The sequence below is a fragment of the Limnohabitans sp. Rim11 genome (genome assembly GCF_001269365.1).
Classification (GTDB): domain Bacteria; phylum Pseudomonadota; class Gammaproteobacteria; order Burkholderiales; family Burkholderiaceae_C; genus Limnohabitans_A.
This window is the reverse complement of record NZ_CXOM01000005.1, coordinates 34,646-58,295: the sequence shown is the minus strand read 5'-3', so window position 1 is coordinate 58,295 and position 23,650 is coordinate 34,646. Positions and strand designations below refer to the sequence as shown.

Genomic DNA, 23,650 nt, shown 5'->3' with positions numbered 1-23,650 from the left:
TCAAACTCCCCAATGAGGTATGTGGTGCGAGCCCATCGACACCGCCACGTTTTTAGGTTCGCAAAAAACTTCGTAGCTCCAAGTGCCGCCTTCGCGGCCAGTGCCGCTGGCCTTGGTGCCGCCAAAGGGTTGACGCAAATCGCGCACGTTTTGGCTGTTGACAAAACACATGCCAGCTTCTACCGAAGCGGCCACGCGGTGCGCGCGGCCGATGTTTTCGGTCCACACATAACTGGACAAACCGTATTGAATGTCGTTGGCCAATTCAATGGCATGGGCTTCGTCGCGGAACGGAATGATGCAGGCCACAGGGCCAAAGATTTCTTCTTGCGCAATCTTCATGCGGTTGTCGACATCGGCAAACACTGTTGGCCACACAAAGTTTCCGTTCTTCACGCGATCGGGCAAGTCGGCTGCATAAGCGGGTTTATCTAACCCACCGCACAACATCGTGGCGCCTTCTTTGGGACCCAACTCAATATAGCTTTTGACTTTGGCCAAATGCGCTTGGCTAATCATGGGGCCAACAATGGTGTTTTCGTCCAAGGGGTCGCCCACTGTAATGCGCTTGGCGCGCTCTGTGAACTTTTGCACAAAGTCGGCGTAGATGCTTTGCTGCACCAAGATGCGACTGCCCGCCGTGCAACGCTCACCGTTGTTGCTGAAGATCATGAAGACTGCGGCATCCAATGCGCGCGGCAAATCGGCATCTTCAAAAATCACAAACGGCGATTTACCACCCAACTCCATGCTGAATTTTTTAAGGCCTGCACTTTGCACAATCCGATTGCCTGTGGCAGTGGAACCTGTGAAAGAAATAGCACGCACGTCTGGGTGCGACACCAAAGGCTCGCCTGCATCGCGGCCATAGCCGTGCACCAAATTCAACACGCCCGGTGGCACGCCCGCTTCCAAAGCCAACTCACCCAAACGCGCAGCAGACATGGGCGACAACTCGCTCATTTTCAACACAGCGGTGTTTCCAAAAGCCAAGCAGGGCGCCACTTTCCAAGTGGCCGTCATGAAGGGCACATTCCACGGACTGATCAACGCACAAACACCGACCGGGTGAAACAGCGTGTAGTTCAAATGTGTGGGTGTGGGATAGGTGTGACCATCCACGCGGGTGCACATCTCTGCAAAGTAAGAAAAATTGTCAGCCGCGCGAGGCACCAATTGCTTGCCCGTTTGCGAAATGGTTTGACCGCAATCGCGCGTTTCTGTTTCTGCAATTTGGGGTACATGCTTGGTAATGAGTTCGCCCAACTTGCGCATGATCTTGGCGCGCTCGGTAGCCGGCGTTGCAGCCCATTTAGGAAAGGCTGCCTTAGCAGACGCTACGGCTTGGTTGACTTCATCGGTGCCGCCTGAGGACACTTCTGCCAACACTTCTTGTGTGGCCGGGTCGCGAGTTTCAAAAGTTTGGGCGCTGGCAACGGATTTGCCGTCAATCAAATGGTCGATGCGCATGTCTTTGTTCCTTTATTCTGTGCTTTGCTTTTCTTGTATGTGAATGATTCGAATCATTCACCCAAGGTGTTGATCAACTCGCCTACACCTTCAATGCTGGTCACGATCACATCGCCCACATTGCAGTTCACTACGCCATCAGGCGTCCCAGTCAAAATCAAATCACCGGGTTGAAGCGTCATGAATGCACTGAAATATTCAATCAAAGTGGGCACATCAAAAATCATGTCTCGGGTGTGGCCGCTTTGCGTCACTTGACCATTCACCGTGGTCTGCAAACTCAAGTTCATTGGGCTGCCGTACTTGTCATGGATGTCTTGTGCATCCACCAACCACGGCCCAATGGGCGTGCAGGTATCGCGGTTCTTCACGCGAAAATTGGGGCGGAACCAGTTTTCTAAATAGTCACGAATGGCGTAATCGTTGGCCACGGTGTAGCCGCCCACATAGTCGTAGGCATTTTCTTTTTTCACGCGCTTTGCAGTGCGGCCAATGACCACGGCCAGTTCGCACTCGTAGTGCATGTAGGTCACTTCTTGCGGCCTGCACGTGAGGGCCTTGTGGCCAATCAAAGACGCTTCGCCTTTGACAAACACCAGTGGCTCTTCGGGCGCTTTGAATGCCAGCTCTTTGGCGTGATCGGCGTAATTCAAACCCAAAGCCAAAATAGTTCTGGCCTGCGGCACAGGCGCCAAAGGTGGTAACCACACCACCTCGTCAAACTTCAATCGCTTACCAGCCCAAGGGCTGCGCGTGAGCAACAACTCGCCTTCAGATTCAACGGCTTCGTGAATGGCGCCAGCCCATGCAATGCGTGCGTGCTTCATGCGGCACCTCCCACAAATGTGTTCGCCAAGGTGTCAAAGCCCTCGGCAGAAATTTCCACCACATCGCCCACCTTAGCGCGAGGGCGTTTGCCATCGGGCAAGCAGTCGCTACCCAGCAACAACACATCGCCTTCTTGAAAGGTCATGAATTCGGAAATATCGGTGAGCAAGATTTGTGATTTGCGAACAGTGTCTGCGTAATCAACGCGTTGCACTTCTTGGCCGTTCACCTTCACGGTGATCACCACCGAATCGGTTTGCACTTGATCGATAGGTCGCGCTTTGGCACCCACACCCATGAAGCCATCGACACATTTAAATTTCACAGGGGGTCTGTAATAGCTTTCGTGCGGAATCGACACATCGTTGACCAACACACAAGCGATGGGTTTGGCATCAGCGCCAAACACCCATGCCAAATTGGCGCCAATATCTACTTCTGCCGCCGACGCAGGGATCTCAATGCTGCGCCCAGAAGCCGTCCAGGTATTGGCCGTTTTGATGAACAGCACAGGCGCTTTGGGCGCGCCTTTGTGGGGCGCCTCTGGCATCTGCGGCTCTCTTAAATGCCACTCTTGTTGGAAGTTAAGCAGTGCGCCGTAGACAGTCCCTTGCGGCCAATAGGGTGTGTGGACCTTCAAGCTTGGATTCATCTTGTTCATTCCATTTCCTCTACCGCTTCGTCCATTGAAGACGTCTCCAACTGAATCACGGCATCTAGCAACTGATACAGCTGCGCTAATTTTTGTTTGCCCAATTCACTTTCCATCCAGGCGTAGTGCGCCTCAATGGCTTCAGACAACTTGGCGACTTTGGCCAAGCCCAGTTTGGTGGCCCTCACCACGGTTCTGCGGGCGTCTTGCGAACAGCGACTGCGCTCAATCAGGCCATCGCGCTCCATGCGCGTCAGCACGCCCGTCAAACTAGGACCAAGTAAAAAGGCTTCGCGGGCCACGCGCCCTGTTTCTACGCCCTCTGTGTCTTCTGCGCTGTTGGCATGCTCGCCCAACACGCGCAACACGCGCCACTGCTGATCGGATAAACCATGCTCTCGCAAACTAGGACGGGTATGCGTCATCACAGCCTCGCGCGCTTGCAGCAGCAAGCGAGGCAAATTGCGATGGACGAAAGCTTGTTTTTTCATGGCGTTTGAATTTATTTAACATGTTAAATGAATTTTCAAAGATTGCAAAATCGGGTTAACCCGCTCTGAGGCCAAGGTTTGCAAGGCAGGCTTGCCCGATGAGCCTCCAGTGAGGGAATAATTGCGTCATGCACACCTCTTTTTTTGAAACTCAGCAGATCCGATTGGTCCAAGCGCCCATGGCCGGATCGCAAAACAACGTGTTGGCAGCTGCCGTGTTCAAAGCTGGCGGTCTGGGCAGCATTCCGGCAGCCATGTTGAGTGCTGAGCAACTGCACGCCGAATTGACGGCCTTTCAAATGGCCATAGCGGCAGACGCCAACATCAAGAACTGGGGTAGCTTCCTACCAGTCAACGTCAATTTCTTCTGCCATACACCGCCTGCGTCTCAGCCAGACAAAGAATCTGCGTGGCGGGTCAAGCTCACATCGGCTTATCAGTCACACGGCATTGATCCCTTGACTGTGGGATCGGGCCCAGGCCGCGCGCCCTTCAGCCAAGAAAGCCTGACGCTGATGGGCCAGTTCAAACCGGCCGTTGTGAGCTTTCACTTTGGGCTGCCCAAAGCCGAATGGGTGCAGCAACTCAAAGCGTGGGGCATTCAAATTTGGTCGTCAGCCACCACGGTGCAAGAAGCCCAATGGCTTGAACAACACGGCGCAGATGCCATCATTGCGCAAGGCCTTGAAGCGGGTGGTCATCGGGGCATGTTTCTCACAGAAGACCTGAGTACCCAGGTGGGCACTTTGTCTTTGTTGCCTCAAATTGTGAAAGCCGTCAGGCTGCCCGTGATTGCGGCTGGTGGTATTTCCAGTAGCGCCGCTGTCAGCGCGGCCAAGGCCTTGGGCGCCAGCGCTGTGCAAGTGGGCACCGCGTTTTTAACCAGCCACGAGGCCACCACCAGCAAGTTGCACCGACAAGCCTTGATGACAGACGCGGCCAGGCACACTTCATTGACCAACCTGTTTAGCGGTAGGCCCGCGCGGGGCATCGTCAACAAGTTCATGCAAGACTTTGGCCCCCTCAACCCCGACGCACCCGACTTCCCCTTGGCCACAGCCGCTCTGGCCCCTTTGCGCGCTGCCGCAGAAGCCAAAGGCGTCGCAGACTATTCGCCTTTGTGGTCAGGCCAAAACGCGTCCGACTGCCAAGCCTTGCCGGCAGCCGACATTGCGCACAAACTCTTGCAAGGGTGGTCATGAGACTGATCGCTTCTTATTTGCTGGCGCTTGAGTGTTAGGCTTGCGTCATGGCCAAAGACAAAACCATTTTCACGTGCACCGATTGCGGTGGCACCACCCCACGCTGGTTGGGCAAATGCCCCGCTTGTGGCGCTTGGAACACCCTCATTGAAAGCACGATCGACGCTGGCGGCAACGCCAAAAACCGATACACCAGCCAATTTCAGGCGCTGGCCAAAACCTCCGAGCTCACCAAACTGGGCGACATTGAGGCCACAGACGTCGACCGCAGCCCCACCGGCATTGAAGAGCTAGACCGCGCTTTGGGCGGCGGCGTGGTGGAAGGCGGCGTGGTTTTAATTGGTGGCGATCCTGGCATTGGCAAATCCACCTTGTTGTTACAAGCCCTAGACGCCCTGCAGCGCAAAGGCATGAATACGCTGTACGTCACAGGCGAGGAAAGCGGTGCCCAAGTGGCGCTGCGCTCCAGACGCCTTGGCTTAGACAACAGCCAAGTGCAGGTTTTGGCCGAAATTCAGCTGGAAAAAATCCTGGCCACTTTGCAAACCGAGCGGCCCCACATTGCGGTCATCGACTCTATTCAAACGGTTTACTCCGACCAGCTCACCTCAGCGCCAGGCTCGGTTGCGCAGGTTAGAGAATGCGCAGCTCACTTAACGCGTGCGGCCAAAGCCACCGGCACGGCCATCGTCTTGGTCGGTCACGTGACCAAAGAAGGCGCCCTGGCGGGCCCGCGTGTTTTGGAGCACATGGTCGACACCGTCTTGTACTTTGAAGGCGACACCCACAGCAGCTTCCGCCTCATTCGGGCCATCAAAAACCGCTTTGGTGCGGTCAACGAGATTGGCGTTTTTGCCATGACCGAAAAAGGCTTGAAGGGCGTTTCCAATCCCAGCGCCATCTTTTTGTCACAGCATTCCGAACCTGTGGCCGGCAGTTGTGTCATGGTCACTTTGGAAGGCACTCGGCCTTTGTTGGTAGAAATTCAAGCCCTGGTCGACAGCGGCGGGCCCAGCCCACGCAGGCTGTCTGTGGGCCTAGAAAGAGACCGTTTGGCCATGCTCTTGGCCGTCTTGCACCGGCACGCTGGCGTGGCCTGCATGGACCAAGATGTATTCGTCAATGCGGTGGGCGGCGTTCGAATCAGTGAGCCTGCTGCTGACTTGGCAGTGATGTTAGCAATTACTTCATCCCTAAGAGGCAAGCCTTTGCCCAAGGGCTTCATTGCGTTTGGTGAGGTGGGTTTGGCGGGCGAAGTGCGGCCCGCGCCACGCGGCCAAGAGCGTCTGAAAGAAGCGGCCAAATTGGGGTTCACGGTCGCCGTGGTGCCCAAAGCCAACGCGCCCAAAAAGAACGACAAGAACTTTGAAGGCCTCACGATTTATCCGGTTGAGCGCATCGAAGACGCCATGAACTGCGTGCGCGGACTTTAAGATCGGCGCATGAACTTTTCTAGATTTTTGATCCCCATTGGGGTTGTTCTTTTTGTAGCGGGTGCTTGGCAACAATACCAATGGGCCGGTGTCGCCGTCGCCTCAGGCGCTGTCGTCATGTGGATTTTGTTGCACTTCACACGCATGGTGACCGTGCTCAGCCGAGCCGCCAACCGTCCCGTAGGCCATGTTGGCAGCGCCGTCATGTTGAACGCCAAGCTCAAAAAAGGCGTCAATTTGATGCACGTGATTGCCATGACCAAGTCTTTGGGCCAGCGCTTGTCCCCAGAAAATACCCAGCCCGAGGTCTTCAAATGGACCGATCAAGGCGAATCCTTCGTGACTTGCACCTTTAAAGATGGCAAGTTAACCGAATGGGCCATGACCCGGCCCGACCCAGAAGAAGCCGAGGCTTCACAAACATCGCCTGAAATCTCCTGAACTGAGCCCATCAACTGGCCAAAGACAGGGCATAAGACCCGTAAAATGGCAATTTTGCGAAACTGGCAACAAAGGACAAAACAATGAGCACCGCAACCCCCTCAATGGAAGACCGTGACGGCAAAATCTGGATGGACGGCAAGATGGTCGAGTGGCGCGATGCCAAGATCCACGTTTTGACACACACCTTGCACTACGGCTGCGGCGCCTTTGAAGGCGTGCGCGCCTACAAAACCATCAACGGTACCGCTATTTTCCGTTTGCAAGAGCACACCGACCGACTCTTCAACAGCGCCAAAATTTTGCGCATGAAGTTGCCCTTCACCAAAGAAGAAGTCAACGAAGCGCAAAAAGCGGTAGTCCGTGAAAACAATTTGGAAAGCGGCTATATCCGTCCTTTGACTTGGATTGGTTCGCAAAAGCTGGGCGTGAGCCCCAAAGGCAACACCATTCACCTGATGGTGGCCGCATGGACTTGGGGTGCATACCTGGGCGAAGAAGGCATGAAGCGCGGCATTCGCGTCAAAACTTCTAGCTTCACACGCCACCACGTCAACATCACCATGACGCAGGCCAAAGCGGTCAGCAACTACACCAACTCCATCTTGGCCAACATGGAAGCCACCGATGAGGGTTACGACGAAGCTTTGTTGCTGGACACTTCAGGCTTTGTGTCTGAAGGCGCAGGCGAGAATTTGTTCGTGATCAAAGACGGTGTGATCTACACCCCCGACTTGTCGGCTGGCGCTTTGAACGGCATCACACGCAACACGGTGTTCCACATTGCCAAAGACTTGGGTCTGGAAATTGTGCAAAAACGCATCACGCGCGATGAAGTTTATATTTGCGACGAAGCTTTCTTCACCGGCACCGCTGCTGAAGTGACGCCCATCCGCGAACTGGACCGCATCGAAATTGGCGCCGGCTCCCGCGGTCCCATCACCGAAAAAATTCAGACTGCGTTCTTTGACATCGTGAATGGCAAGAACCCCAAATACGCGCACTGGTTGACACGCGTCTGATTCTCGGAAAGAAATAGAACATGAGCCAAGCTGTTGAACTTCTCGCAAAAGACTTAAACCCACAAGGCGGCGTCTTTTGCCCAAGCCCCAAAGCCGACATGAAGATCTGGAACACGCATCCCAAGGTTTACTTGGATGTGGCCCGCGAAGGCCACGCCAAGTGCCCTTATTGCGGTACAGAATACAAACTCAAAGCGGGCGAAGCGGCCGGCCACAGCCACTAAAGCAAGCTCAATGGCTTGTCTTTGGCAGAGCAACTTCAAAACAAGCCCCGCCCCCTAAGCGATCGCCACACGTCACTCGTCCCTGATGGCGCAGGGCAATTGACTTCACCAGTGCCAAGCCAAGGCCTACGCTTCCTGCACGTTCACTTGCACCCGGCAGTCTAAAAAACGGCTCGAAAATTTTGTCGCGAAACGCCACAGGAACGCCTGGTCCTCGGTCGCAAACTTTCAGCACAATGTCCGTGTCTGTAATGGCGCAACTGAGTTGCACATCTTCTGGGCCTTTGGCGACACCGTAGCGTGCCGCGTTTTCTAACAAATTGCGAATCAAGCGCCTCAGGAGTTTGGGGACGCCCTGCGTTTCAATTTGCATCACGCCTGACTGCACTTCTAACAAGGCCCCCATCCGCGCGCACTCTTCAGCACACAGCCCAATCAAATCGACTGACTCGATGGTGCCCATATCGGCTTCTTGCGCATCCAATCGACTGGCCAACAAAATTTCATCAATCAATTGGTCAAGCTCGGCAATGTTGCGTGCAATTTCTTGTTTGACGGCATCGCTGTTGTCTTGATTCATGAGTTCAAGCCCCATGCGAATGCGCGTCAAGGGCGATCTCAGCTCGTGCGAGGCATTGGCCAACAAAGATTTTTGGGAGGCCAGCAACAATTGCTGCGAGTTCATCAATTGCTGAACACGCTCTGCAGCAGCGTTGAACCGCTTGGACAAATCGGCCACTTCATCTTGACCCAGCTCGGCAAGCCGAACCGTCAAGTCGCCCTCACCCCAGCGCTGCACACCCTGCTGAAGCGCCTCAAGCCTTTGCGTGAGTTTGCGCACGATGGGATAAATACCAACGGCAACCGCCACACCCACCAATAGCAGCATCCACACAAAGCCATACGGCGGCTTGGCCCACCAAGGGCCAAGGTCTCGCGGACCACGGCCCATCGGCCCGCCACTCGATCCGGAGCCAGGCCCGGGTCCTATGCCCGGCGGTCTTCTGGGTAGCAATACATTTAACTTTTGCCCATCTGGCAAAGTGACCTCGAAGTTCACACCCACACCGCGCTGCAATTGGCCTGGTACCGTCTGAATGACTTCGCCTTGCTCGTTTCGAATTTGCAACTCACGTGCACCTTGGGGTCCGTTGTGAGCTGCATGTTCAACAGACAAGCTCCAAGCCCAACCCACCAAAAGCATAAGAACCGCCACGCCAACAACTACGGCAAGCCAAATTCTCAAATACAAATGTTTAGCAACAGGTGCAAGCCAAGACATGTTGCTGCTTCACTTTTGTTGTTTGGCAAAAACATAGCCAACGCCGCGCACTGTCAAGATTCTTTCTGGCGCTTTGTGATCGTCTTCAATGGCCATTCGAATGCGGCCCATATGGACATCGATGGACCGATCGAAAGCTTCCAATTCTCGGCCCCTGACAGCTTCCATGATTTGATCGCGCGTGAGGACGCGGCCAGCCCGTTCTGCAATGGCCACCAACAAATCAAATTGATAGGACGTTAAGTCACAAGGCTTGCCACTGACGCTGACCGTGCGAGCATCGCGGTCAATTTCTAAACTGCCAAAAACAAGTTTGGTTTGACCGCCCGTGTTGCTACCTGATTTGCGTCGCAACACCGCTTTGATTCTGGCGAGCAACTCTCGGGGCTCAAACGGTTTGGGCAAATAGTCGTCTGCGCCCAACTCAAGCCCTACGATGCGGTCCATCGGATCGCCTTTGGCCGTGAGCATCAAAATGGCCGTCTGTGCTTCAGAGCCCGTCAAGGCCCTTACTTTTTGACAAATCTGCAAGCCATCGGTGTCAGGCAGCATCAGATCCAAAATGATCAGGTCAACCGAGTGCTTTTGCAAATGCAACAGGCCACTCGCACCATCGCCACAGTGCGCAAAGCCATACCCAGATTGACGCAAGTAGTCGCCCACCATCAGCGCCAAGCGGTCGTCGTCTTCGATCATCAAGATTTGTACTGTCATGCCTTGCCAACGGAGGGTCTGAGTAGCGTCACAACCCACATGATGCGCCCAGATCTAGCGCTTCGTGTCCAATTCTTTTGAAGTCTTCGTAAAGTTTCGTAAATTCGACTCAGCGCTGGATGGGCTCTTTGGCTTGAAAGCGCCATGCCAAGGCCACCAAAACCAAAACCGGCAAGCCCAACAAAGCTGTGGCATTGAAGAATGTGGCATAGCCATGCGCATTCACAAAGTCACCAGAAAAGCCCGCAATGAATTTGGGCAAGAGCAACATCATGGAGCTGAGCAAAGCGTATTGTGTGGCCGAGTATTGAATATTGGTCAGGGATGACAAATAAGCAATGAAAGCAGCCGATGCGATGCCACTGGACAAATTATCGGCCGACACCACCACCATGAGCGCATGCACATCATGGCCGTGCCCACTTAACCACGCAAACAACAAATTGCTCAAGGCGCTCAAGATGGCGCCCAGCATCAAGATGCGCATCACCCCCCAACGCAAAGCCATGACCCCGCCCACAAAGGCTCCCAGCAAGGTCATGAGCACGCCATAGACTTTGGTCACGGTGGCCACTTCGGCTTTGGTGTAGCCCATGTCGACATAAAAAGGATTGGCCATGATGCCCATCACCACATCGCTGATGCGGTACACCGCAATCAAACTCAAAATCAAAACCGCTTGCCATTTGTATCTTTTAAGGAAGTCTGCAAAGGGGTCTATCAAAGCACCTTGTAGCCATTCCTTCACATTGCGCGCAGGCGGCAACTCGGCAGGTACGGGTTCTCTCGACATCAGCACTGTGAACAAGCCAACCGCCATGCTGGCGGCCATGACCAAATAGGCGGATTGCCAAGCTTGTTGCACATAGCCAGCAGGGCCATCACCCTGAACCCATGCAGCCACCCACAAAACGCCTGCGCCTGCCCAAATCATGGCCAAGCGGTAGCCCGTTTGGTAGCTGGCAGCCAAAGCGGCTTGTTGTGTGGGCTCGGCAGACTCAATTCGAAATGCATCCAATGCAATGTCTTGCGTGGCTGAGCCCACGGCAACCATCAATGCACACCAAACGATGGGGCCCAATGTTTGCCGCGGATCGCTGACGGCCATGCCGATCAAGCCGATGGTGACCATGCATTGCGACAGCAAGAGCCAACTTCTGCGACGCCCCAAACGGCGCGTGACATAAGGAATGGGCATGCGGTCAACCAGCGGCGCCCAAACCCATTTGAACGCATACGCCAGCCCCACCCAACTGAGATAGCCAATGGTGCTGCGGTCAATGCCCGCCTCGCGCAATCTGAAACTCAAAGTACCGAGCACCAAGAGCAATGGAAGTCCCGCAGCAAAGCCTAAAAAAAGCATTCGCAAACTGGCCGGCTGCAGGTAAATACGCCAGGAGGCGAGCCAGGAAAAAGAGGCGGCGTCAGAGCTAGGCTTTTCAATCATGTCGACATTATCCAAGTCTGCGGAGGTTTTCCAAAGACTTCCATCTTGAATTATGGCGTTGTGCCACTATGATTCCAATCATGTGCTGGCTTTGCTTACCTCAACCTACCGATACCGACAAACCAGAATCCCATGGTCTGCCGGATATGTCTCGGCGTGCGTTCATTCATCAAGCGCGTTGGGGCACTGGTTTCAGCCTGACGGCTTTGGTGGCGTCGAATGCACATGCGCAGGTTGATGTGGGTCAGTCCTCCAGCCTGCGCAAACTCATTCCCGCCGAGACCCTTGAAGCCTCTGCACGCCAACAGTATCGGCAAACCCTGGGCGAAGCCAACAGCAAGGGTGCGCTTGCGCCTGATGATTACCCCCAACTGCAACGCCTGCGCGCCATAGCGGCCAGACTCATTCCGTACACGGCGCAATGGAATCCCGATTCGCGCAAATGGAAATGGGAAGTCAATTTGATTGGGAGCAATCAACTCAACGCGTGGTGCATGCCTGGCGGCAAGATTGCTTTTTACACGGGTATCTTGGATCAACTGAACTTGACCGACGACGAAGTTGGCATGATCATGGGTCACGAAATGGCGCACGCCTTGCGTGAACATGCCCGCGAAAGAATGGCCAAGTCCAAAGCCACTGGCTTGGGTTTGTCGGTGGCATCCCAATTGTTAGGCTTGGGTCAATTGGGCGATGTTGCCGCCAACATGGGCACGCAACTTCTCACCCTGAAATACGGTCGAGACGATGAAACAGAAGCCGATTTGGTCGGTTTGGAAATTGCTGCGCGAGGTGGTTTCAAGCCTGAAGCCAGCGTGCAACTTTGGAAAAAAATGCTAGGTGCCACGGGCGGAGGCAAGGGTCAACCCAGTTTCTTGTCGACACACCCCAGCGGCAACAATCGGATTCAAGAACTTGAAGCTAATTTGCCCAAGGTGGCGCATCTTTATGCAGAGGCCATTCAAACCAACTCGCGCAAGCCTCAGAATTCTGGCGCATTGAATTGATCAGGTACCGTCCACGTAGGGGTTGGTTCGACGCTCGCGACCAAATGTACTTTCGGGACCATGCCCCGGAATAAACACCGTGTCATCACCCATGGGCCACAAACGTTGCGTGATGCTGGCGATTAAAGTGTCGTGATCGCCTTGCGGAAAATCTGTCCGGCCGATGCTTCCCGCAAACAAGACATCGCCTACAAAGGCACGCTTGATTTCTGGTGAATAAAACACCACGTGGCCTGGGGTGTGGCCAGGGCAATGCCGCACGTTCAATGTGTGCCCACCCAACTCCACGGTGTCGCCATCTTGCAGCCAACGTGTGGGCGTGAAGACTTCTGCGTCTGGAAATTGAAACATGCGCCCTTGGTCTGACAAGCGATCAATCCAAAACTGATCGCCCGGATGTGGTCCCACGATGGGTAAATTCAAATTGCGCGCAAGCACGGCCGTGCCACCCGCATGGTCGATGTGCGCATGCGTCAGCCAAATTTGTTCTAGCTTGAGAGCGTGTTGGGCCACTGCTGCCAAGATCAAATCCAAGTCACCGCCCGGATCGATGACCGCCGCTTGACGCGTCTGATCGTCCCAAATCAAAGAGCAGTTTTGCTGAAAGGGCGTGACGGGAATGGTTTGGTACTGAAGCATCGCAAAATTTCATTCGGTTTCAAGGGACTGGGCTTGCAAGTCAATGCAAACACAACAGCGACTCAAGCTCGTATTGTGAGGGTTCTTTCTTTCACGCACCCATGAACACCTCACTTTTTCGCGCCCAAGTAACCCAAGCCCAACAAGCCTCCTGGCTAGGCGGCATTCATTTGGCGCACAACCCGCGCTTCAGCCTCATCGCTGCCGTGGCACTGACGCTGGCGGGCGCACTTTTGGCGTTTGGTGCGTGGGGCACAGTAGCGCGCAAGGTCCGAGTGCCAGGCATCCTCATGCCGCACACGGGCACCCTCGAACTCACCAGCGCCATGGCAGGCGCGCTGCTCGAGCAACGCGTACAAGAAGGCGAATGGGTTCAGCAAGGCCAGGTCTTGTTTGTCATCAACACCGACAAAACCAGCGCGTTAGGCAGCACATCCGCCTTGCTAGCGTCTCATTTGGCGCAGCGACGCAGCACGCTGCTGGCAGAACGTAGCACTCGCTTAGTCCAACACCAAGCGCGCGAAACGCATTTGACCCATCGCATTCGGTCCTTGTCACTCGAAACCGCGCAAGCCGTCCAAGAGCAAGTCTTGGCCAGTCGAAGGGTGGGCTTGGCTGACAAAACGTGGCGCAAATATGAGCAAATGGCCACAGAAGGTTTCGTCTCTAACATTCAAGCGCAAAACAAACAAGAAGAATTGATCGACCTGCAGTCGCGTTTAGAAACCACACAGCGCAGCGGTGTGGCACTGTCGCGCGAACACCAAGCTGCACAGGCCGAATTGCGCAACCTTCATCAACAACTCAGCATTGACTTACTGCAACTCGATCGCAGCGTGGCCACCCTCGATCAAGAAACCGCCGAAAACAAATCCCGACAAACCAGCAGTGTGTTGGCGCCCCAAGCAGGACAAGTCAGCACCCTCCATCTCCCCTTGGGCGCCATGGTGCAAGCCGGTCAAACCATTGCCAGTCTGGTCCCACAAACGCCAGATCAAGCCCAAGCACCGCTCATGGCAGCGCTGTTTGCACCCACGCGCACCGCTGGATTCATTCAACCTGGCCAAGCGGTGTGGCTTCGACTGGCCGCCTATCCCTATCAAAAATTTGGCTTGGCCCAAGGCCATGTTGTGAAAGTGAGCGGCACGCCCATTGCGGCGCAAGACTTGCCCCACGGTCAAGGCACTGCCCTCTTGGCTTCCACGCAAAGCAATGAGCCTCTTTACAGAATTCAAGTGGCATTGGCCTCACAGCACATCACAGCCTTTGGCGCCTCGCATCCGCTTCGCCCAGGCATGTCCCTAGAGGCCGATGTCATTCACGATGTTCGGGGTATTTGGGAATGGATTTTCGAGCCGCTGTTGGCCATTCATGCAAGGCAGAAAACTTCATGAACCTCATTCAAAAAATCAGAGCTTCCCACCTCAATCGACATGGCTTTGTTGATACCTTGGTCGGTATTGTTTTGTTTCAAATCATTTACTTAACACTGATTATGTTGTTGAGTCAGCCCAAGAATGATCCGATTGCAGCCGAGATGCCGTCGTTCGGCATGATCATTTTTTCTGGATTAATTTTTGCACCCTACTTTGAAAATGCAGTATTGATTGGAATTGCAGCCATCCATCAAAAACTGTTTGGCCGAAGGGGTCTGTTTGTCGTAGCGCCTTTGATACTCACAGCGCTTCACTTTGTCGCTCCAAGAGAATTGTCTTTCCCCAAAATTTTTCGCATCTTGACCTTGTTTTTGTATTTCTATATTTTCTTAAAACAGTATGACTTGCATCAAGCAGAAATCGGGAAACACAAGGCCTTGCTTTTGAGCAGCGTCATTCATTCGGCACTCAACGCGAGCGCCATGATTGTTATTTTTTTAATCGAATCCTATATCGACGCTGAAACGATTTTTTCAGCACAACCAGGAGAATGAAATGAGAAACTTAAACTTAATCGAATTGAATGAAGTCGAGGGCGGCGCAATGGCACTTAGGTGGGCCTTCAGAATGGGCGAAGTAATAACAGATGTTTACTCCATGTACCAAGCAACATCAGACTTTAGATTCGATACCTCTGGCTATGGCCGCCCAAGTGGTAGCGGCTTTAACGCCATGGGCGATTTCTCATTCTAATTGTGAGCCCAATGAGTCTGTCCCCAACAACATGGTGATAGGCTTGCCTGCGCGCCCGTGCGCGCAGGCAGCTTTTCAAACAAGTTTTAAAAGAGCCTCACTTTGACGCCTGTCCTCCAACTCCAAACTTCAGAGTGTGGTTTAGCTTGTTTGTGCATGATTGCCAATTCACATGGGCAGCACTGGCGACTCATGGACCTCAGGCGCAAGTTTCCACAAACACTCAAGGGCGTCAATCTCAAGCAACTGATTGATCAAAGCGGCCATTTAGGATTCAATGCCAGGCCTGTTCGCTTAGAACTGGACGAGTTGTCCCAACTCTCGACGCCCTGTGTCTTGCATTGGGACTTGAATCACTTTGTGGTCCTGCAAACAATCAAAGGGCGCAAAGTCACCGTGTTAGATCCTGCACTGGGCATGCGTATCATGTCGATCGCAGAAATTTCAAGGCACTTCACGGGTGTTGCGCTTGAATTAACGCCTCATGCCAATTTCAGGAAACAAGATGCGCCAGTGACATTTCCCTTGTCGCAATTAACAGGCAAAGTTCGCGGTTTTGGCAAGTCAGCGATGCAAATCATCGCATTGGCTTTGGTGCTTGAACTGTTTGCCATCTTCATGCCCATGTTCAACCAAGCCGTCGTCGACGATGTCTTGACTTCGGGTGACTACGAACTTCTGTCGGTGTTGGTGGTCGGTTTTGCACTCATCCTATTGGTTCAATCGGTCCTTTCGTTTGCCCGCAGTTGGTGGGTCATGGTCCTGGGTCAAACGCTGTCGCTTCAATGGCTCAGCAATGTCTTTGCTCATTTGATCAAACTGCCTGCCGATTGGTTTTCGCAACGCCATCTGGGCGATATCGCTTCACGCTTTGACGCAGTCCAAGACATCCAAAAAACATTGACCCAAACCACCATCGAATCTTTGCTCGATGGTCTCATGGCCATCGCAGCTTTGGTCATGATGTTCATTTACTCACCCTTGCTCACCTGGGTGGTATTGGCAGCCTCCAGCATCTACGCATTGGTGCGCTGGATCAGTTACGGCCCCCTAAGAAATGCCGCATCAGAGCGCTTGGTCTTGTCGGGCCAAGAGCAAACCCACTTTATTGAGACGCTGCGTGTCATGATGCCTTTGAAGCTGTTCGCTAGAGAGGGCGAAAGACGTGCTCGGTGGCAAAGCCTCATGGTCGAGGTTATGAACCGCGACTTTCAAACCGCCAAGCTCACCATGAGCTTCAACGCGGCACGCACACTTATTTTTGGTCTCGAAAATTTGTGTGTGTTTTGGCTGGGTGCCAAAATGATTCTGGGCGTCCAATCACACAATCAAAGCAGCCCTGTGTTTACAGTGGGCATGCTGCTGGCATTCATCAGCTACAAAATGCTTTTCACGGGGCGTCTTAGTGCGCTCATCAATCAAGGCATTGAACTCAAAATGCTCTCCCTGCATCGAGACCGTTTGGCCGACATTGTGCTGACCCCGCCCGAGCAAGACACACCGCAGGGCAACATGCCTCCCCATCACTTGGCGCATTTACAGGCCAGCCTCGAATTGCGCAATGTCTCATTTCGTTACAGCCACTCAGAACCCTGGTTGCTGCACAACTTAAACCTCCGCATTGAAGCTGGAGAGCATGTTGCCATTACTGGCGCCAGCGGCTGCGGCAAAACCACCTTGCTCAAAATCCTGTTGGGTTTGTTGCCACCCAGTCATGGCACGGTTTTGTATGGTGGGGTCCCTGTGAGTCAATTAGGCATGTCCAATGTGCGCCGCAAAATTGGTGTTGTGATGCAGGAAGATGCATTGCTTACCGGCAGCATCGCCGACAACATCGCATTTTTTGATCTATCGCCCAACCTTCAAAGAATTGAAGCCTGTGCACAGTTGGCACAAATTCACCAAGACATCATGCGAATGCCCATGGCTTATCACAGCCTCATTGGCGAGTTGGGCACAGGCTTAAGTGGCGGACAAAAGCAGCGCATTTTGCTGGCCCGTGCGCTCTACGCGGAACCCGCTGTATTGGCTTTAGACGAAGCCACCAGCCATTTAGACATGCAAAACGAACATGCCGTATCGCAAACCTTGTCGCAACTCAAACTCACACGCATCGTCATTGCGCATCGCCCCGAAACCATAGCCCAAGCAGACCGACAAATCGCCTTCAGCGAATTTGCTTTCAACAGAGCGTCTGCACTTCCAATTTAATCCGTCACGCGCTGACCAGTTTAGGGCTTAAGATCAACCAAACCAGCCACAACCCGTGGCTGCCTGATTGTCTATCTGACACATACCTCCACCATGCCTGCTGACGCTGCAGGCTTACTGGGCAACCTTGCATCGGATGCCCCTTTAGGCTTTCTCACCAAGCAAGAGTCCATCGCTATACAAGGCGTGCCCAATTTGCTCATCCGCTCTTTGCTCGACAAGCAACAGTTTTATGACCCCGAAGACGCGGCCCTTGATCTGGGTATTTCTTCTGCGTTTTGGTCGCTGTTTGGCTTGCTCTGGCCCTCTGGGTCAAGGCTTGCAGAACGCTTGGCGCTCAGGCCCATCAATCCGTCTGAACGTATTCTGGAAATTGGATGCGGTTTGGCTTTGTCCAGTTTGGTCGGCCATCGCCGCGGCGCCAACATCACAGCCTCCGATTGCCACCCATTGGCCGGTGAGTTTCTCAGAGAAAACTTGCGCCTGAACGAGCTAAGTCCCATGGACTATTTGCATGGCCATTGGGGCCAACACGCCGCGCAACAAAAAGATCCCACGGTGAGCAGCAAGTTTGACTTGATCATCGGCAGCGATATTTTGTATGAGCGCGACGAACAAGGCGACTTAGCGCATTACATCAACGATCACATAGAAGATCATGCTGAAGTGTGGGTGGTCGACCCCAATCGCGGTAACCGCGCGCACTTTCACCGCAACATGGCAGCCCAAGGCTTTAGTCTTAGCGAAGAAACCCTCGACATTTCAGCCACACACAACGAAGCCGCCTACAAAGGCCGAATGCTCACGTATTCACGCGATTGAAGCCTTCGTTCAAAGCGTCCAGTTGTAATCAATGGTCAAAGGCGCGTGATCACTGAAGCGCGTGTCTTTGTAGATCTCGGCTTTTTGTGCACCCGCCGCCAACGCGGCTGTGGCCAATTGATAGTCCAAACGCCAGCCCACGTTCTTGGCATAGGCTTGACCGCGATTGCTCCACCAGGTGTAGCACGCGTCGGTGGTCTCAGGATGAAGGCGTCGATAGACATCCACCAACGGGCCTTCGGTGGTCATGTGCGTCATCCAAGCACGCTCTTCTGGCAAAAAGCCGCTGTTCTTTTGGTTGCTCTTCCAGTTTTTTAAATCGGCTTGTTGATGAGCAATGTTCACATCACTGCACACAATGAATTCACGCTGAGCACCCAAAGCCTTCAAGTGTGGCCCCATGTGATCCAAGAATCGAAACTTGGCTTCTTGCCTTTCCGGTCCCGATGAGCCACTGGGGAAATAGGCGCTGACGATGGACAGTTTGCGCTTGGGTGTATCAAAGCGCAACTCGACAAAACGCCCTTCGGCATCAAACTCTTCATTGCCCATGCCTACCACCACCTCACTTGGCTCGTGCTTGCTGTAAACGGCCACCCCCGAGTAGCCCTTTTTTTCAGCAAAGTGGAAATGGCCCTTGAGTCCCGCCAAAGTCTCAAATTTGCCAGCCACATCGGGCGCTTGTGCTTTAACCTCTTGCACGCAAATACAATCGGGATTGTTTTGAGCAATCCAAGCCTCCACCCCTTTGGTGGCCGCAGATCGGATGCCGTTCAAGTTCAAGCTGGTTAATTTAAACAAGGATTTCCCCATGGTGACTGGACACACACCCCAAACCGACACAGCGGCCTTGGCGCAAGAGTTTGTTCAATTTTCCGTCGATGCTGGCGTGCTCAAGTTCGGTGAGTTCAAAACCAAAGCCGGCCGCATGAGCCCGTATTTCTTCAATGCAGGTTTGTTTGACGATGGCGCCAAACTCGGAAAACTCGCTCAATTCTATGCAAAAGCGTTGATGGCCAGCGGGATCGAATTTGACATGATTTTTGGGCCTGCCTACAAAGGCATTCCTTTGGGTGCGGCCGTGTCGATTGAATTGGCACGTTTAGGCAAAACCGTGCCTTTTGCCTACAACCGCAAAGAAGCCAAAGACCACGGCGAAGGCGGCACCTTGGTTGGCGCGCCCCTCAAAGGACGCGTGCTGATTGTGGATGACGTGATGAGCGCTGGTACGGCCGCGCGCGAATCGATTGAATTGATTAAGAAAGCAGGCGCCACAGCGCATGCCATCGCCATTGCCCTAGACCGTCAAGAAATGGCCACTGAAGTTCAACCTGACGGCTCGATCAAAGACGTGCCACACAGCGCCGTTCAATATGTGCGCAACACCTTGGGCATGGGCGTCTGTTGCATTGCCCAGCTGTCTGACTTGCTGGCCTACCTGTCGACACAAAGCGGTAACGAGATGGGCCAGCACCTGCCTAAGGTGCAAGCCTACCGCGATCGTTACGGCGTTTAAGCCTTTCGACTTGAAGCGTAAATTCTTTTTTGCGCTTCACAATTGAAGCGCAAAGCCTTAAGATACGCTTCATGTACCTTTGGCAATCTTCAAAATGGCCTCATTTCAAGGTCGATCTTGCATTGCTGCAACCGGCATTGGCTGCCACGCGCTTCTCGCAGGGCAGGGCCATGGGACTTGCAACCCACCTGCAACTGCCCGACCTCGCTGCATTGCAACTTCAAGGTTGGTTGGATGAAGCTTTAGCGACAGCTCAAATAGAGGGTGAAATACTGCAACTCAACTCTGTCAGAGCTTCAGCTGCACGTCGTCTGGGTCTGTCGCATGACAAAAAAGTCAAACGCGACGCTCGCGCGGAGGCCACGCTCAACCTACTTCAAGGCGCCTTGCAAAGCAGCCACCAAGCCCTCAGCCACGACATCTTGTATGACTGGCAAGCCGCTTTGTTTCCAACGGGTCGCAGTGGCACACAAAAAATTCTCACGGGCGCTTATCGCACGCACTTTGAACCGATGCAAATCGTGACACAGCGATTGGGCAAGTCCGACGTCGTGCACTATCAAGCACCCGCTTCCTCAGAAGTTCATACCCAAATGGAAGCCTTTGTGACTTGGTTCAACAGCAGCTTGGGTCAACAAGATGGTTTGGTGCGTGCCGCCATTGCACACCTGTGGTTTGAAACCATTCATCCATTTGAAGACGGCAATGGTCGAATTGGCCGCGCCTTGGTTGAAATGGCATTGGCACAAGACCTCCACACTGAACAAAGGCTGTGGAGCTTGTCGCAACAAATTTGGCAACAACGCGGCGACTACTACGATCAACTTCAAGCGGCCACAGGCAGCGCCAACATGGACGTGACACCCTGGGTTCAATGGTTTGTAACTTGCATTCACAATGCGGCCGATAGCAGCTGGCAGCAGATGCAATCGGCCATGCGCAAAACTCGCTTTTGGGCAGATCTGCGTGAGCAACATCCCTTTCTCACACCGTCACAAAGCAAAGCCATCAATAAGCTCTACGATGCAAGGCCAGAAGGTTTCAGCGGCGGTCTAAGCACCGAAAAATACGTCAACTTGTGTGGGGTATCGCGTGCCACCGCCTATCGCGAACTGACGTCGCTTTGCGAGGCGGGTTTGCTCATTCAAACTGGTACCGGGCGAGGCACCCGGTACCAGCTTTTAAGTTCAGCCTTCTAACTTTTTCTTCAACAACTCATTCACCTGCGCCGGGTTGGCCTTGCCTTTGCTGGCTTTCATGATGGGCCCCACCAAGCCATTCAATGCCTTGCTGTTGCCCGCTCTGAACTCTTCCACGTTCTTGGGATTGGCCGCCAACACTTCGTCAATGATGGCTTCCAAGGCGCCCGTGTCGTTCATCTGCTTCAGCCCTTTGGCCTCAATGATGGCGTCCACTTCGCCGCCTTCAGTCCACAGCGCATCAAACACTTGCTTGGCTGCGCTGTTGCTGATGGTGTTGTCGGCAATGCGGCCAATCATGGCAGCTAGTTGCGCTGCGCTCACAGGCGCGTGATCAATGCCAACTTCGCCCGCATTCAAGCGACGTGACACTTCACCCATGACCCAGTTGCTGACCAGCTTAGCTTGACCGCAGGCCTTGGCCGCCGCTTCAAAGTAAGCCGCCATGGCTTTGCTTTGCGTGAGGGTGGTGGCATCGTATTCGGGCAAGCCGTAGTCGGCCACAAAACGTGCCGCCATCACTCGGGGCAACTCAGTCATCTCGGATTGAACACGCGCCACCCAATCGCGACCAATCACCAAAGGTGGCAAATCGGGATCGGGGAAGTAACGGTAATCGGCCGCATCTTCCTTGGTGCGCATGGCGCGTGTTTCGCCCGTATCGGGGTCGAACAACACCGTGGCTTGTTGAATTTCAAAGCCGTCTTCAATTTGTTCAATTTGCCAGCGCACTTCAAAGTCGATGGCTTGCTGCATGAACTTGAAGCTGTTCAAGTTTTTAATTTCGCGACGTGTACCCAACGCGGCGCCAGGCTTGCGCACCGACACGTTGGCATCGCATCTGAAACTGCCCTCTTGCATGTTGCCATCGCAAATGCCAATCCAGGTCACAATTTTGTGCAGCTCTTTGGCATAGGCCACGGCTTCTTCACTAGAGCGAATGTCGGGTTCGGTCACAATTTCCAACAGCGGTGTGCCTGCACGATTCAGGTCAATGCCACTCTGGCCAATGAAGTCTTCGTGCAAAGATTTGCCCGCGTCTTCTTCCAAGTGCGCGCGCACCAAGCGAACTGTTTTTTTCTCGTCGCCCACAAAGAACGACACCTCACCGCCTTGCACCACCGGAATTTCAAACTGACTGATTTGATAGCCCTTGGGCAGGTCGGGATAGAAGTAATTTTTGCGCGCAAAAATACTTTCTTCTGCAATGTGCGCACCCACCGCCAAGCCCAACTCAATGGCGCGTTCCACCGCACCTTTGTTCATCACGGGCAGTGTGCCTGGCAACGCCAAATCCACCGCACAAGCTTGCGTGTTGGGCTCTGCACCAAACGCTGTAGGCGCACGGCTGAAAATTTTGCTCTGGGTCGAAAGTTGGGCGTGGGTTTCAAAGCCAATGACCACTTCGTAGCCTTGGACCAACAACGTTTTTTGTTTCGTGCTCATTTTGTGCCTCCTGGTTGACGGAGGTGAAAGTCAGTGGCTTGCTGCAAACGGTGTGCGGCATTGAGCAACTGGGCTTCTTTGAAATAATTGCCAATGAGCTGCAAGCCAACAGGCATGCCCTCTTCGCCAAAACCAGCAGGCACGCTCATACCCGGCAAGCCCGCCAAAGAAGCTGGCAAGGTAAAGATGTCGGCCAAATAATTGGCCACAGGATCGTCGGCTTTTTCGCCTAACTTCCATGCCACTGTGGGCGCTACGGGGCCTGCAATGACATCGCAAACTTGGAAAGCTTGTTGGAAGTCATCAGAAATCATGCGTCTGATTTTTTGCGCTTGCAAGTAGTACGCATCGTAATAACCGTGCGACAACACATACGCGCCCGTCATGATGCGGCGCTTCACTTCTTCGCCAAAACCCTCGGCGCGCGAGCGCTTGTACATCGACACCAAATCGGTGTAGTCCTTGGTGCGATGACCAAACTTGACGCCATCAAACCGGCTTAAGTTGCTAGACGCTTCAGCGGGCGCAATGATGTAGTAAACGGGAATAGAAAGCTCTGTGCGGGGCAAGCTGATGGGCACCAACTTAGCGCCCAGCTTTTCGTATTCTTTCAACGCAGCATCGACTGCTGCGCGAACGCCAGTTGCCAAACCTTCACCAAAAAATTCTTGGGGAATGCCAATGCGCAAACCATCGAGCGAGGCATTTAAATCGCGCGCAAAGTTTTCTGCAGGCACATCCAGAGATGTGGAGTCGCGGTCTAAATCGGGGCCGCACATGGCCGACAGCATGAGTGCGCAGTCTTCTGCAGTGCGTGCCATAGGGCCGGCTTGGTCCAAGCTAGAAGCATAAGCAATCATGCCGTAGCGTGAGGCGCGGCCATAGGTGGGCTTGATGCCCGTGATGCCGCAAAAACTAGCAGGCTGGCGAATAGAGCCGCCGGTGTCTGTGCCGGTGGCAGCAGGCACCAAGCGTGCAGCAACAGCAGACGAGCTACCGCCTGAAGACCCGCCTGGCACACGAGATATATCCCAGGGGTTGGTGACTGATTTGTAAGCCGAGTTTTCGTTGGACGAACCCATGGCAAATTCATCGCAATTGAGCTTGCCCACATTGACCATGCCCGCGCCGCCTTCTTGCACGCCCAATTTGCGCACCACAGTGGCGTCAAACGGCGACCGATAGCCTTCCAACATCTTGGAGCCCGCTGTGGTGGGAAAGTCGGTGGTGACAAAAATGTCTTTGTGCGCCATGGGCACACCCGCCAAAGGACCTGCGGTACCTGCGGCCAATTGCGCATCGGCTTCTTTGGCTTGGGCCAAGGTGGCTTCTGGGTTGAGGCTTAAAAAAGCACCTGAAGCATCGGCTTGGCTGCGCGCCAAAAAATGCTGGGCCAGCTCTGTGGCGCTGACTTTTTTGGCGCGAAGGTCGGCAGCCAGGGTGGCAACCGTTAAATCATGTAAAGCTGTCATGGC

The 23,650-nt window shown here is 53.8% G+C and carries 24 protein-coding genes; 13 read left to right on the top strand and 11 right to left on the bottom strand.

All coding sequences use genetic code 11. The features are described 5' to 3' along the window. The 4 genes from hpaE to hpaR are packed head-to-tail and all read right to left on the bottom strand — an operon-like array spanning position 1 to position 3,441. Complete coding sequence (gene hpaE, locus AMM03_RS12855) at positions 1-1,470, bottom strand: 5-carboxymethyl-2-hydroxymuconate semialdehyde dehydrogenase (protein WP_090132234.1); 1,470 nt, start codon at positions 1,468-1,470, stop codon at positions 1-3. Between the two features lie 53 nt (positions 1,471-1,523). Next, complete coding sequence (locus tag AMM03_RS12850; RefSeq protein ID WP_090132233.1) at positions 1,524-2,297, bottom strand: fumarylacetoacetate hydrolase family protein; 774 nt, start codon at positions 2,295-2,297, stop codon at positions 1,524-1,526. Next, positions 2,294-2,959 (bottom strand): fumarylacetoacetate hydrolase family protein, encoded by a 666-nt coding sequence (locus AMM03_RS12845; protein ID WP_369793713.1) that lies wholly within the window; start codon positions 2,957-2,959, stop codon positions 2,294-2,296. Before AMM03_RS12845 ends, AMM03_RS12850 begins: the two co-directional genes overlap by 4 nt. Beyond that, positions 2,956-3,441 carry a homoprotocatechuate degradation operon regulator HpaR gene (gene hpaR, locus AMM03_RS12840; protein WP_090132231.1) on the bottom strand — a complete coding sequence of 162 codons (486 nt, stop codon included), beginning with the start codon at positions 3,439-3,441 and terminating at the stop codon, positions 2,956-2,958. Before hpaR ends, AMM03_RS12845 begins: the two co-directional genes overlap by 4 nt. 128 nt (positions 3,442-3,569) lie before the next feature. Between hpaR and AMM03_RS12835 the strand changes: the two genes are divergently transcribed. The 5 genes from AMM03_RS12835 (at position 3,570) to AMM03_RS12815 (ending at position 7,763) form a co-directional block, all read left to right on the top strand. Continuing rightward, on the top strand, positions 3,570-4,643 hold the full coding sequence (locus tag AMM03_RS12835; protein ID WP_090132229.1) for an NAD(P)H-dependent flavin oxidoreductase: 1,074 nt from the start codon (positions 3,570-3,572) through the stop codon (positions 4,641-4,643). Between the two features lie 47 nt (positions 4,644-4,690). Then, positions 4,691-6,076 (top strand): DNA repair protein RadA, encoded by a 1,386-nt coding sequence (gene radA, locus AMM03_RS12830; protein ID WP_090132227.1) that lies wholly within the window; start codon positions 4,691-4,693, stop codon positions 6,074-6,076. A 9-nt stretch (positions 6,077-6,085) separates the two neighbouring features. After that, on the top strand, positions 6,086-6,517 hold the full coding sequence (locus AMM03_RS12825; RefSeq protein ID WP_090132225.1) for a glycerate kinase: 432 nt from the start codon (positions 6,086-6,088) through the stop codon (positions 6,515-6,517). An 83-nt stretch (positions 6,518-6,600) separates the two neighbouring features. Further along, entirely contained in the window at positions 6,601-7,539 is a 939-nt protein-coding gene (locus tag AMM03_RS12820; RefSeq protein ID WP_090132223.1) for a branched-chain amino acid transaminase, read from the top strand. Positions 7,540-7,559: 20 nt separating this feature from the next. Then, on the top strand, positions 7,560-7,763 hold the full coding sequence (locus AMM03_RS12815; RefSeq protein ID WP_090132220.1) for a zinc-finger domain-containing protein: 204 nt from the start codon (positions 7,560-7,562) through the stop codon (positions 7,761-7,763). 7 nt (positions 7,764-7,770) lie between these two features. Here AMM03_RS12815 and AMM03_RS12810 read toward each other — a convergent pair whose 3' ends face one another. From AMM03_RS12810 to AMM03_RS12800, 3 genes are all read right to left on the bottom strand, one after another. Further along, on the bottom strand, positions 7,771-9,045 hold the full coding sequence (locus AMM03_RS12810; RefSeq protein ID WP_090132218.1) for a HAMP domain-containing sensor histidine kinase: 1,275 nt from the start codon (positions 9,043-9,045) through the stop codon (positions 7,771-7,773). Between the two features lie 9 nt (positions 9,046-9,054). Next, a complete protein-coding gene (locus tag AMM03_RS12805) occupies positions 9,055-9,759 on the bottom strand; it encodes a response regulator (RefSeq protein ID WP_090132217.1) in 705 nt (234 codons plus the stop codon). Positions 9,760-9,868: 109 nt separating this feature from the next. Beyond that, entirely contained in the window at positions 9,869-11,206 is a 1,338-nt protein-coding gene (locus tag AMM03_RS12800) for an AmpG family muropeptide MFS transporter (protein ID WP_194942892.1), read from the bottom strand. Positions 11,207-11,274: 68 nt separating this feature from the next. Here AMM03_RS12800 and AMM03_RS12795 point away from each other — a divergent pair, with 68 nt between their 5' ends. Further along, the gene (locus AMM03_RS12795) at positions 11,275-12,213 is read left to right on the top strand and encodes a M48 family metallopeptidase (RefSeq protein WP_228764701.1); all 939 of its coding nucleotides are present in this window, start codon (positions 11,275-11,277) and stop codon (positions 12,211-12,213) included. On the opposite strand, the gene AMM03_RS12790 is transcribed toward AMM03_RS12795, so the two are convergent. Continuing rightward, the gene (locus AMM03_RS12790) at positions 12,214-12,852 is read right to left on the bottom strand and encodes an MBL fold metallo-hydrolase (protein ID WP_090132213.1); all 639 of its coding nucleotides are present in this window, start codon (positions 12,850-12,852) and stop codon (positions 12,214-12,216) included. A gap of 101 nt (positions 12,853-12,953) precedes the next feature. Here AMM03_RS12790 and AMM03_RS12785 point away from each other — a divergent pair, with 101 nt between their 5' ends. The 5 genes from AMM03_RS12785 to AMM03_RS12765 all read left to right on the top strand — a co-directional run bounded on the left by AMM03_RS12785 (position 12,954) and on the right by AMM03_RS12765 (position 18,014). Next, positions 12,954-14,246, top strand: coding sequence for an HlyD family secretion protein (locus AMM03_RS12785; protein WP_090132211.1), 1,293 nt, complete (start codon positions 12,954-12,956; stop codon positions 14,244-14,246). Further along, positions 14,243-14,782, top strand: coding sequence for a hypothetical protein (locus AMM03_RS12780; RefSeq protein ID WP_090132209.1), 540 nt, complete (start codon positions 14,243-14,245; stop codon positions 14,780-14,782). The genes AMM03_RS12785 and AMM03_RS12780 overlap by 4 nt, the downstream gene beginning before the upstream one ends. Before the next feature lies 1 nt (position 14,783). Then, on the top strand, positions 14,784-14,981 hold the full coding sequence (locus AMM03_RS12775) for a hypothetical protein (protein WP_090132207.1): 198 nt from the start codon (positions 14,784-14,786) through the stop codon (positions 14,979-14,981). Between the two features lie 102 nt (positions 14,982-15,083). Further along, positions 15,084-17,192 carry a peptidase domain-containing ABC transporter gene (locus AMM03_RS12770; protein ID WP_194942891.1) on the top strand — a complete coding sequence of 703 codons (2,109 nt, stop codon included), beginning with the start codon at positions 15,084-15,086 and terminating at the stop codon, positions 17,190-17,192. A 93-nt stretch (positions 17,193-17,285) separates the two neighbouring features. Further along, positions 17,286-18,014, top strand: a complete 729-nt coding sequence (locus AMM03_RS12765; protein WP_090132203.1) for a class I SAM-dependent methyltransferase — start codon at positions 17,286-17,288, stop codon at positions 18,012-18,014. 9 nt (positions 18,015-18,023) lie between these two features. On the opposite strand, the gene AMM03_RS12760 is transcribed toward AMM03_RS12765, so the two are convergent. After that, positions 18,024-18,815, bottom strand: a complete 792-nt coding sequence (locus AMM03_RS12760) for an exodeoxyribonuclease III (protein ID WP_090132329.1) — start codon at positions 18,813-18,815, stop codon at positions 18,024-18,026. Between the two features lie 10 nt (positions 18,816-18,825). Between AMM03_RS12760 and pyrE the strand changes: the two genes are divergently transcribed. Then, the gene (gene pyrE / locus AMM03_RS12755; RefSeq protein WP_090132200.1) at positions 18,826-19,530 is read left to right on the top strand and encodes an orotate phosphoribosyltransferase; all 705 of its coding nucleotides are present in this window, start codon (positions 18,826-18,828) and stop codon (positions 19,528-19,530) included. Positions 19,531-19,601: 71 nt separating this feature from the next. Further along, positions 19,602-20,729 (top strand): Fic family protein, encoded by a 1,128-nt coding sequence (locus AMM03_RS12750; RefSeq protein ID WP_090132199.1) that lies wholly within the window; start codon positions 19,602-19,604, stop codon positions 20,727-20,729. Here AMM03_RS12750 and gatB read toward each other — a convergent pair. Both gatB and gatA read right to left on the bottom strand, forming a co-directional pair. Next, positions 20,718-22,175, bottom strand: coding sequence for an Asp-tRNA(Asn)/Glu-tRNA(Gln) amidotransferase subunit GatB (gene gatB, locus AMM03_RS12745; RefSeq protein WP_090132197.1), 1,458 nt, complete (start codon positions 22,173-22,175; stop codon positions 20,718-20,720). The genes AMM03_RS12750 and gatB overlap by 12 nt on opposite strands. After that, positions 22,172-23,647 (bottom strand): Asp-tRNA(Asn)/Glu-tRNA(Gln) amidotransferase subunit GatA, encoded by a 1,476-nt coding sequence (gene gatA / locus AMM03_RS12740; protein WP_090132195.1) that lies wholly within the window; start codon positions 23,645-23,647, stop codon positions 22,172-22,174. The genes gatB and gatA overlap by 4 nt, the downstream gene beginning before the upstream one ends. Between the last annotated feature and the right edge of the window lie 3 nt (positions 23,648-23,650).

Bases quoted from the DNA above. Each gene is read 5' to 3' on its own strand.
- AMM03_RS12810 (WP_090132218.1), bottom strand. From the start codon at position 9,045: ATGTCTTGGCTTGCACCTGTTGCTAAACATTTGTATTTGAGAATTTGG.
- pyrE (WP_090132200.1), top strand. From the start codon at position 18,826: ATGGTGACTGGACACACACCCCAAACCGACACAGCGGCCTTGGCGCAA.
- hpaE (WP_090132234.1), bottom strand. From the start codon at position 1,470: ATGCGCATCGACCATTTGATTGACGGCAAATCCGTTGCCAGCGCCCAA.
- AMM03_RS12800 (WP_194942892.1), bottom strand. From the start codon at position 11,206: ATGATTGAAAAGCCTAGCTCTGACGCCGCCTCTTTTTCCTGGCTCGCC.
- AMM03_RS12825 (WP_090132225.1), top strand. From the start codon at position 6,086: ATGAACTTTTCTAGATTTTTGATCCCCATTGGGGTTGTTCTTTTTGTA.
- AMM03_RS12790 (WP_090132213.1), bottom strand. From the start codon at position 12,852: ATGCTTCAGTACCAAACCATTCCCGTCACGCCCTTTCAGCAAAACTGC.
- AMM03_RS12780 (WP_090132209.1), top strand. From the start codon at position 14,243: ATGAACCTCATTCAAAAAATCAGAGCTTCCCACCTCAATCGACATGGC.
- AMM03_RS12820 (WP_090132223.1), top strand. From the start codon at position 6,601: ATGAGCACCGCAACCCCCTCAATGGAAGACCGTGACGGCAAAATCTGG.
- AMM03_RS12795 (WP_228764701.1), top strand. From the start codon at position 11,275: ATGATTCCAATCATGTGCTGGCTTTGCTTACCTCAACCTACCGATACC.
- AMM03_RS12805 (WP_090132217.1), bottom strand. From the start codon at position 9,759: ATGACAGTACAAATCTTGATGATCGAAGACGACGACCGCTTGGCGCTG.
- AMM03_RS12750 (WP_090132199.1), top strand. From the start codon at position 19,602: ATGTACCTTTGGCAATCTTCAAAATGGCCTCATTTCAAGGTCGATCTT.
- AMM03_RS12845 (WP_369793713.1), bottom strand. From the start codon at position 2,959: ATGAACAAGATGAATCCAAGCTTGAAGGTCCACACACCCTATTGGCCG.
- gatA (WP_090132195.1), bottom strand. From the start codon at position 23,647: ATGACAGCTTTACATGATTTAACGGTTGCCACCCTGGCTGCCGACCTT.
- radA (WP_090132227.1), top strand. From the start codon at position 4,691: ATGGCCAAAGACAAAACCATTTTCACGTGCACCGATTGCGGTGGCACC.
- AMM03_RS12785 (WP_090132211.1), top strand. From the start codon at position 12,954: ATGAACACCTCACTTTTTCGCGCCCAAGTAACCCAAGCCCAACAAGCC.
- AMM03_RS12815 (WP_090132220.1), top strand. From the start codon at position 7,560: ATGAGCCAAGCTGTTGAACTTCTCGCAAAAGACTTAAACCCACAAGGC.
- AMM03_RS12835 (WP_090132229.1), top strand. From the start codon at position 3,570: ATGCACACCTCTTTTTTTGAAACTCAGCAGATCCGATTGGTCCAAGCG.
- AMM03_RS12765 (WP_090132203.1), top strand. From the start codon at position 17,286: ATGCCTGCTGACGCTGCAGGCTTACTGGGCAACCTTGCATCGGATGCC.
- hpaR (WP_090132231.1), bottom strand. From the start codon at position 3,441: ATGAAAAAACAAGCTTTCGTCCATCGCAATTTGCCTCGCTTGCTGCTG.
- AMM03_RS12775 (WP_090132207.1), top strand. From the start codon at position 14,784: ATGAGAAACTTAAACTTAATCGAATTGAATGAAGTCGAGGGCGGCGCA.
- AMM03_RS12850 (WP_090132233.1), bottom strand. From the start codon at position 2,297: ATGAAGCACGCACGCATTGCATGGGCTGGCGCCATTCACGAAGCCGTT.
- gatB (WP_090132197.1), bottom strand. From the start codon at position 22,175: ATGAGCACGAAACAAAAAACGTTGTTGGTCCAAGGCTACGAAGTGGTC.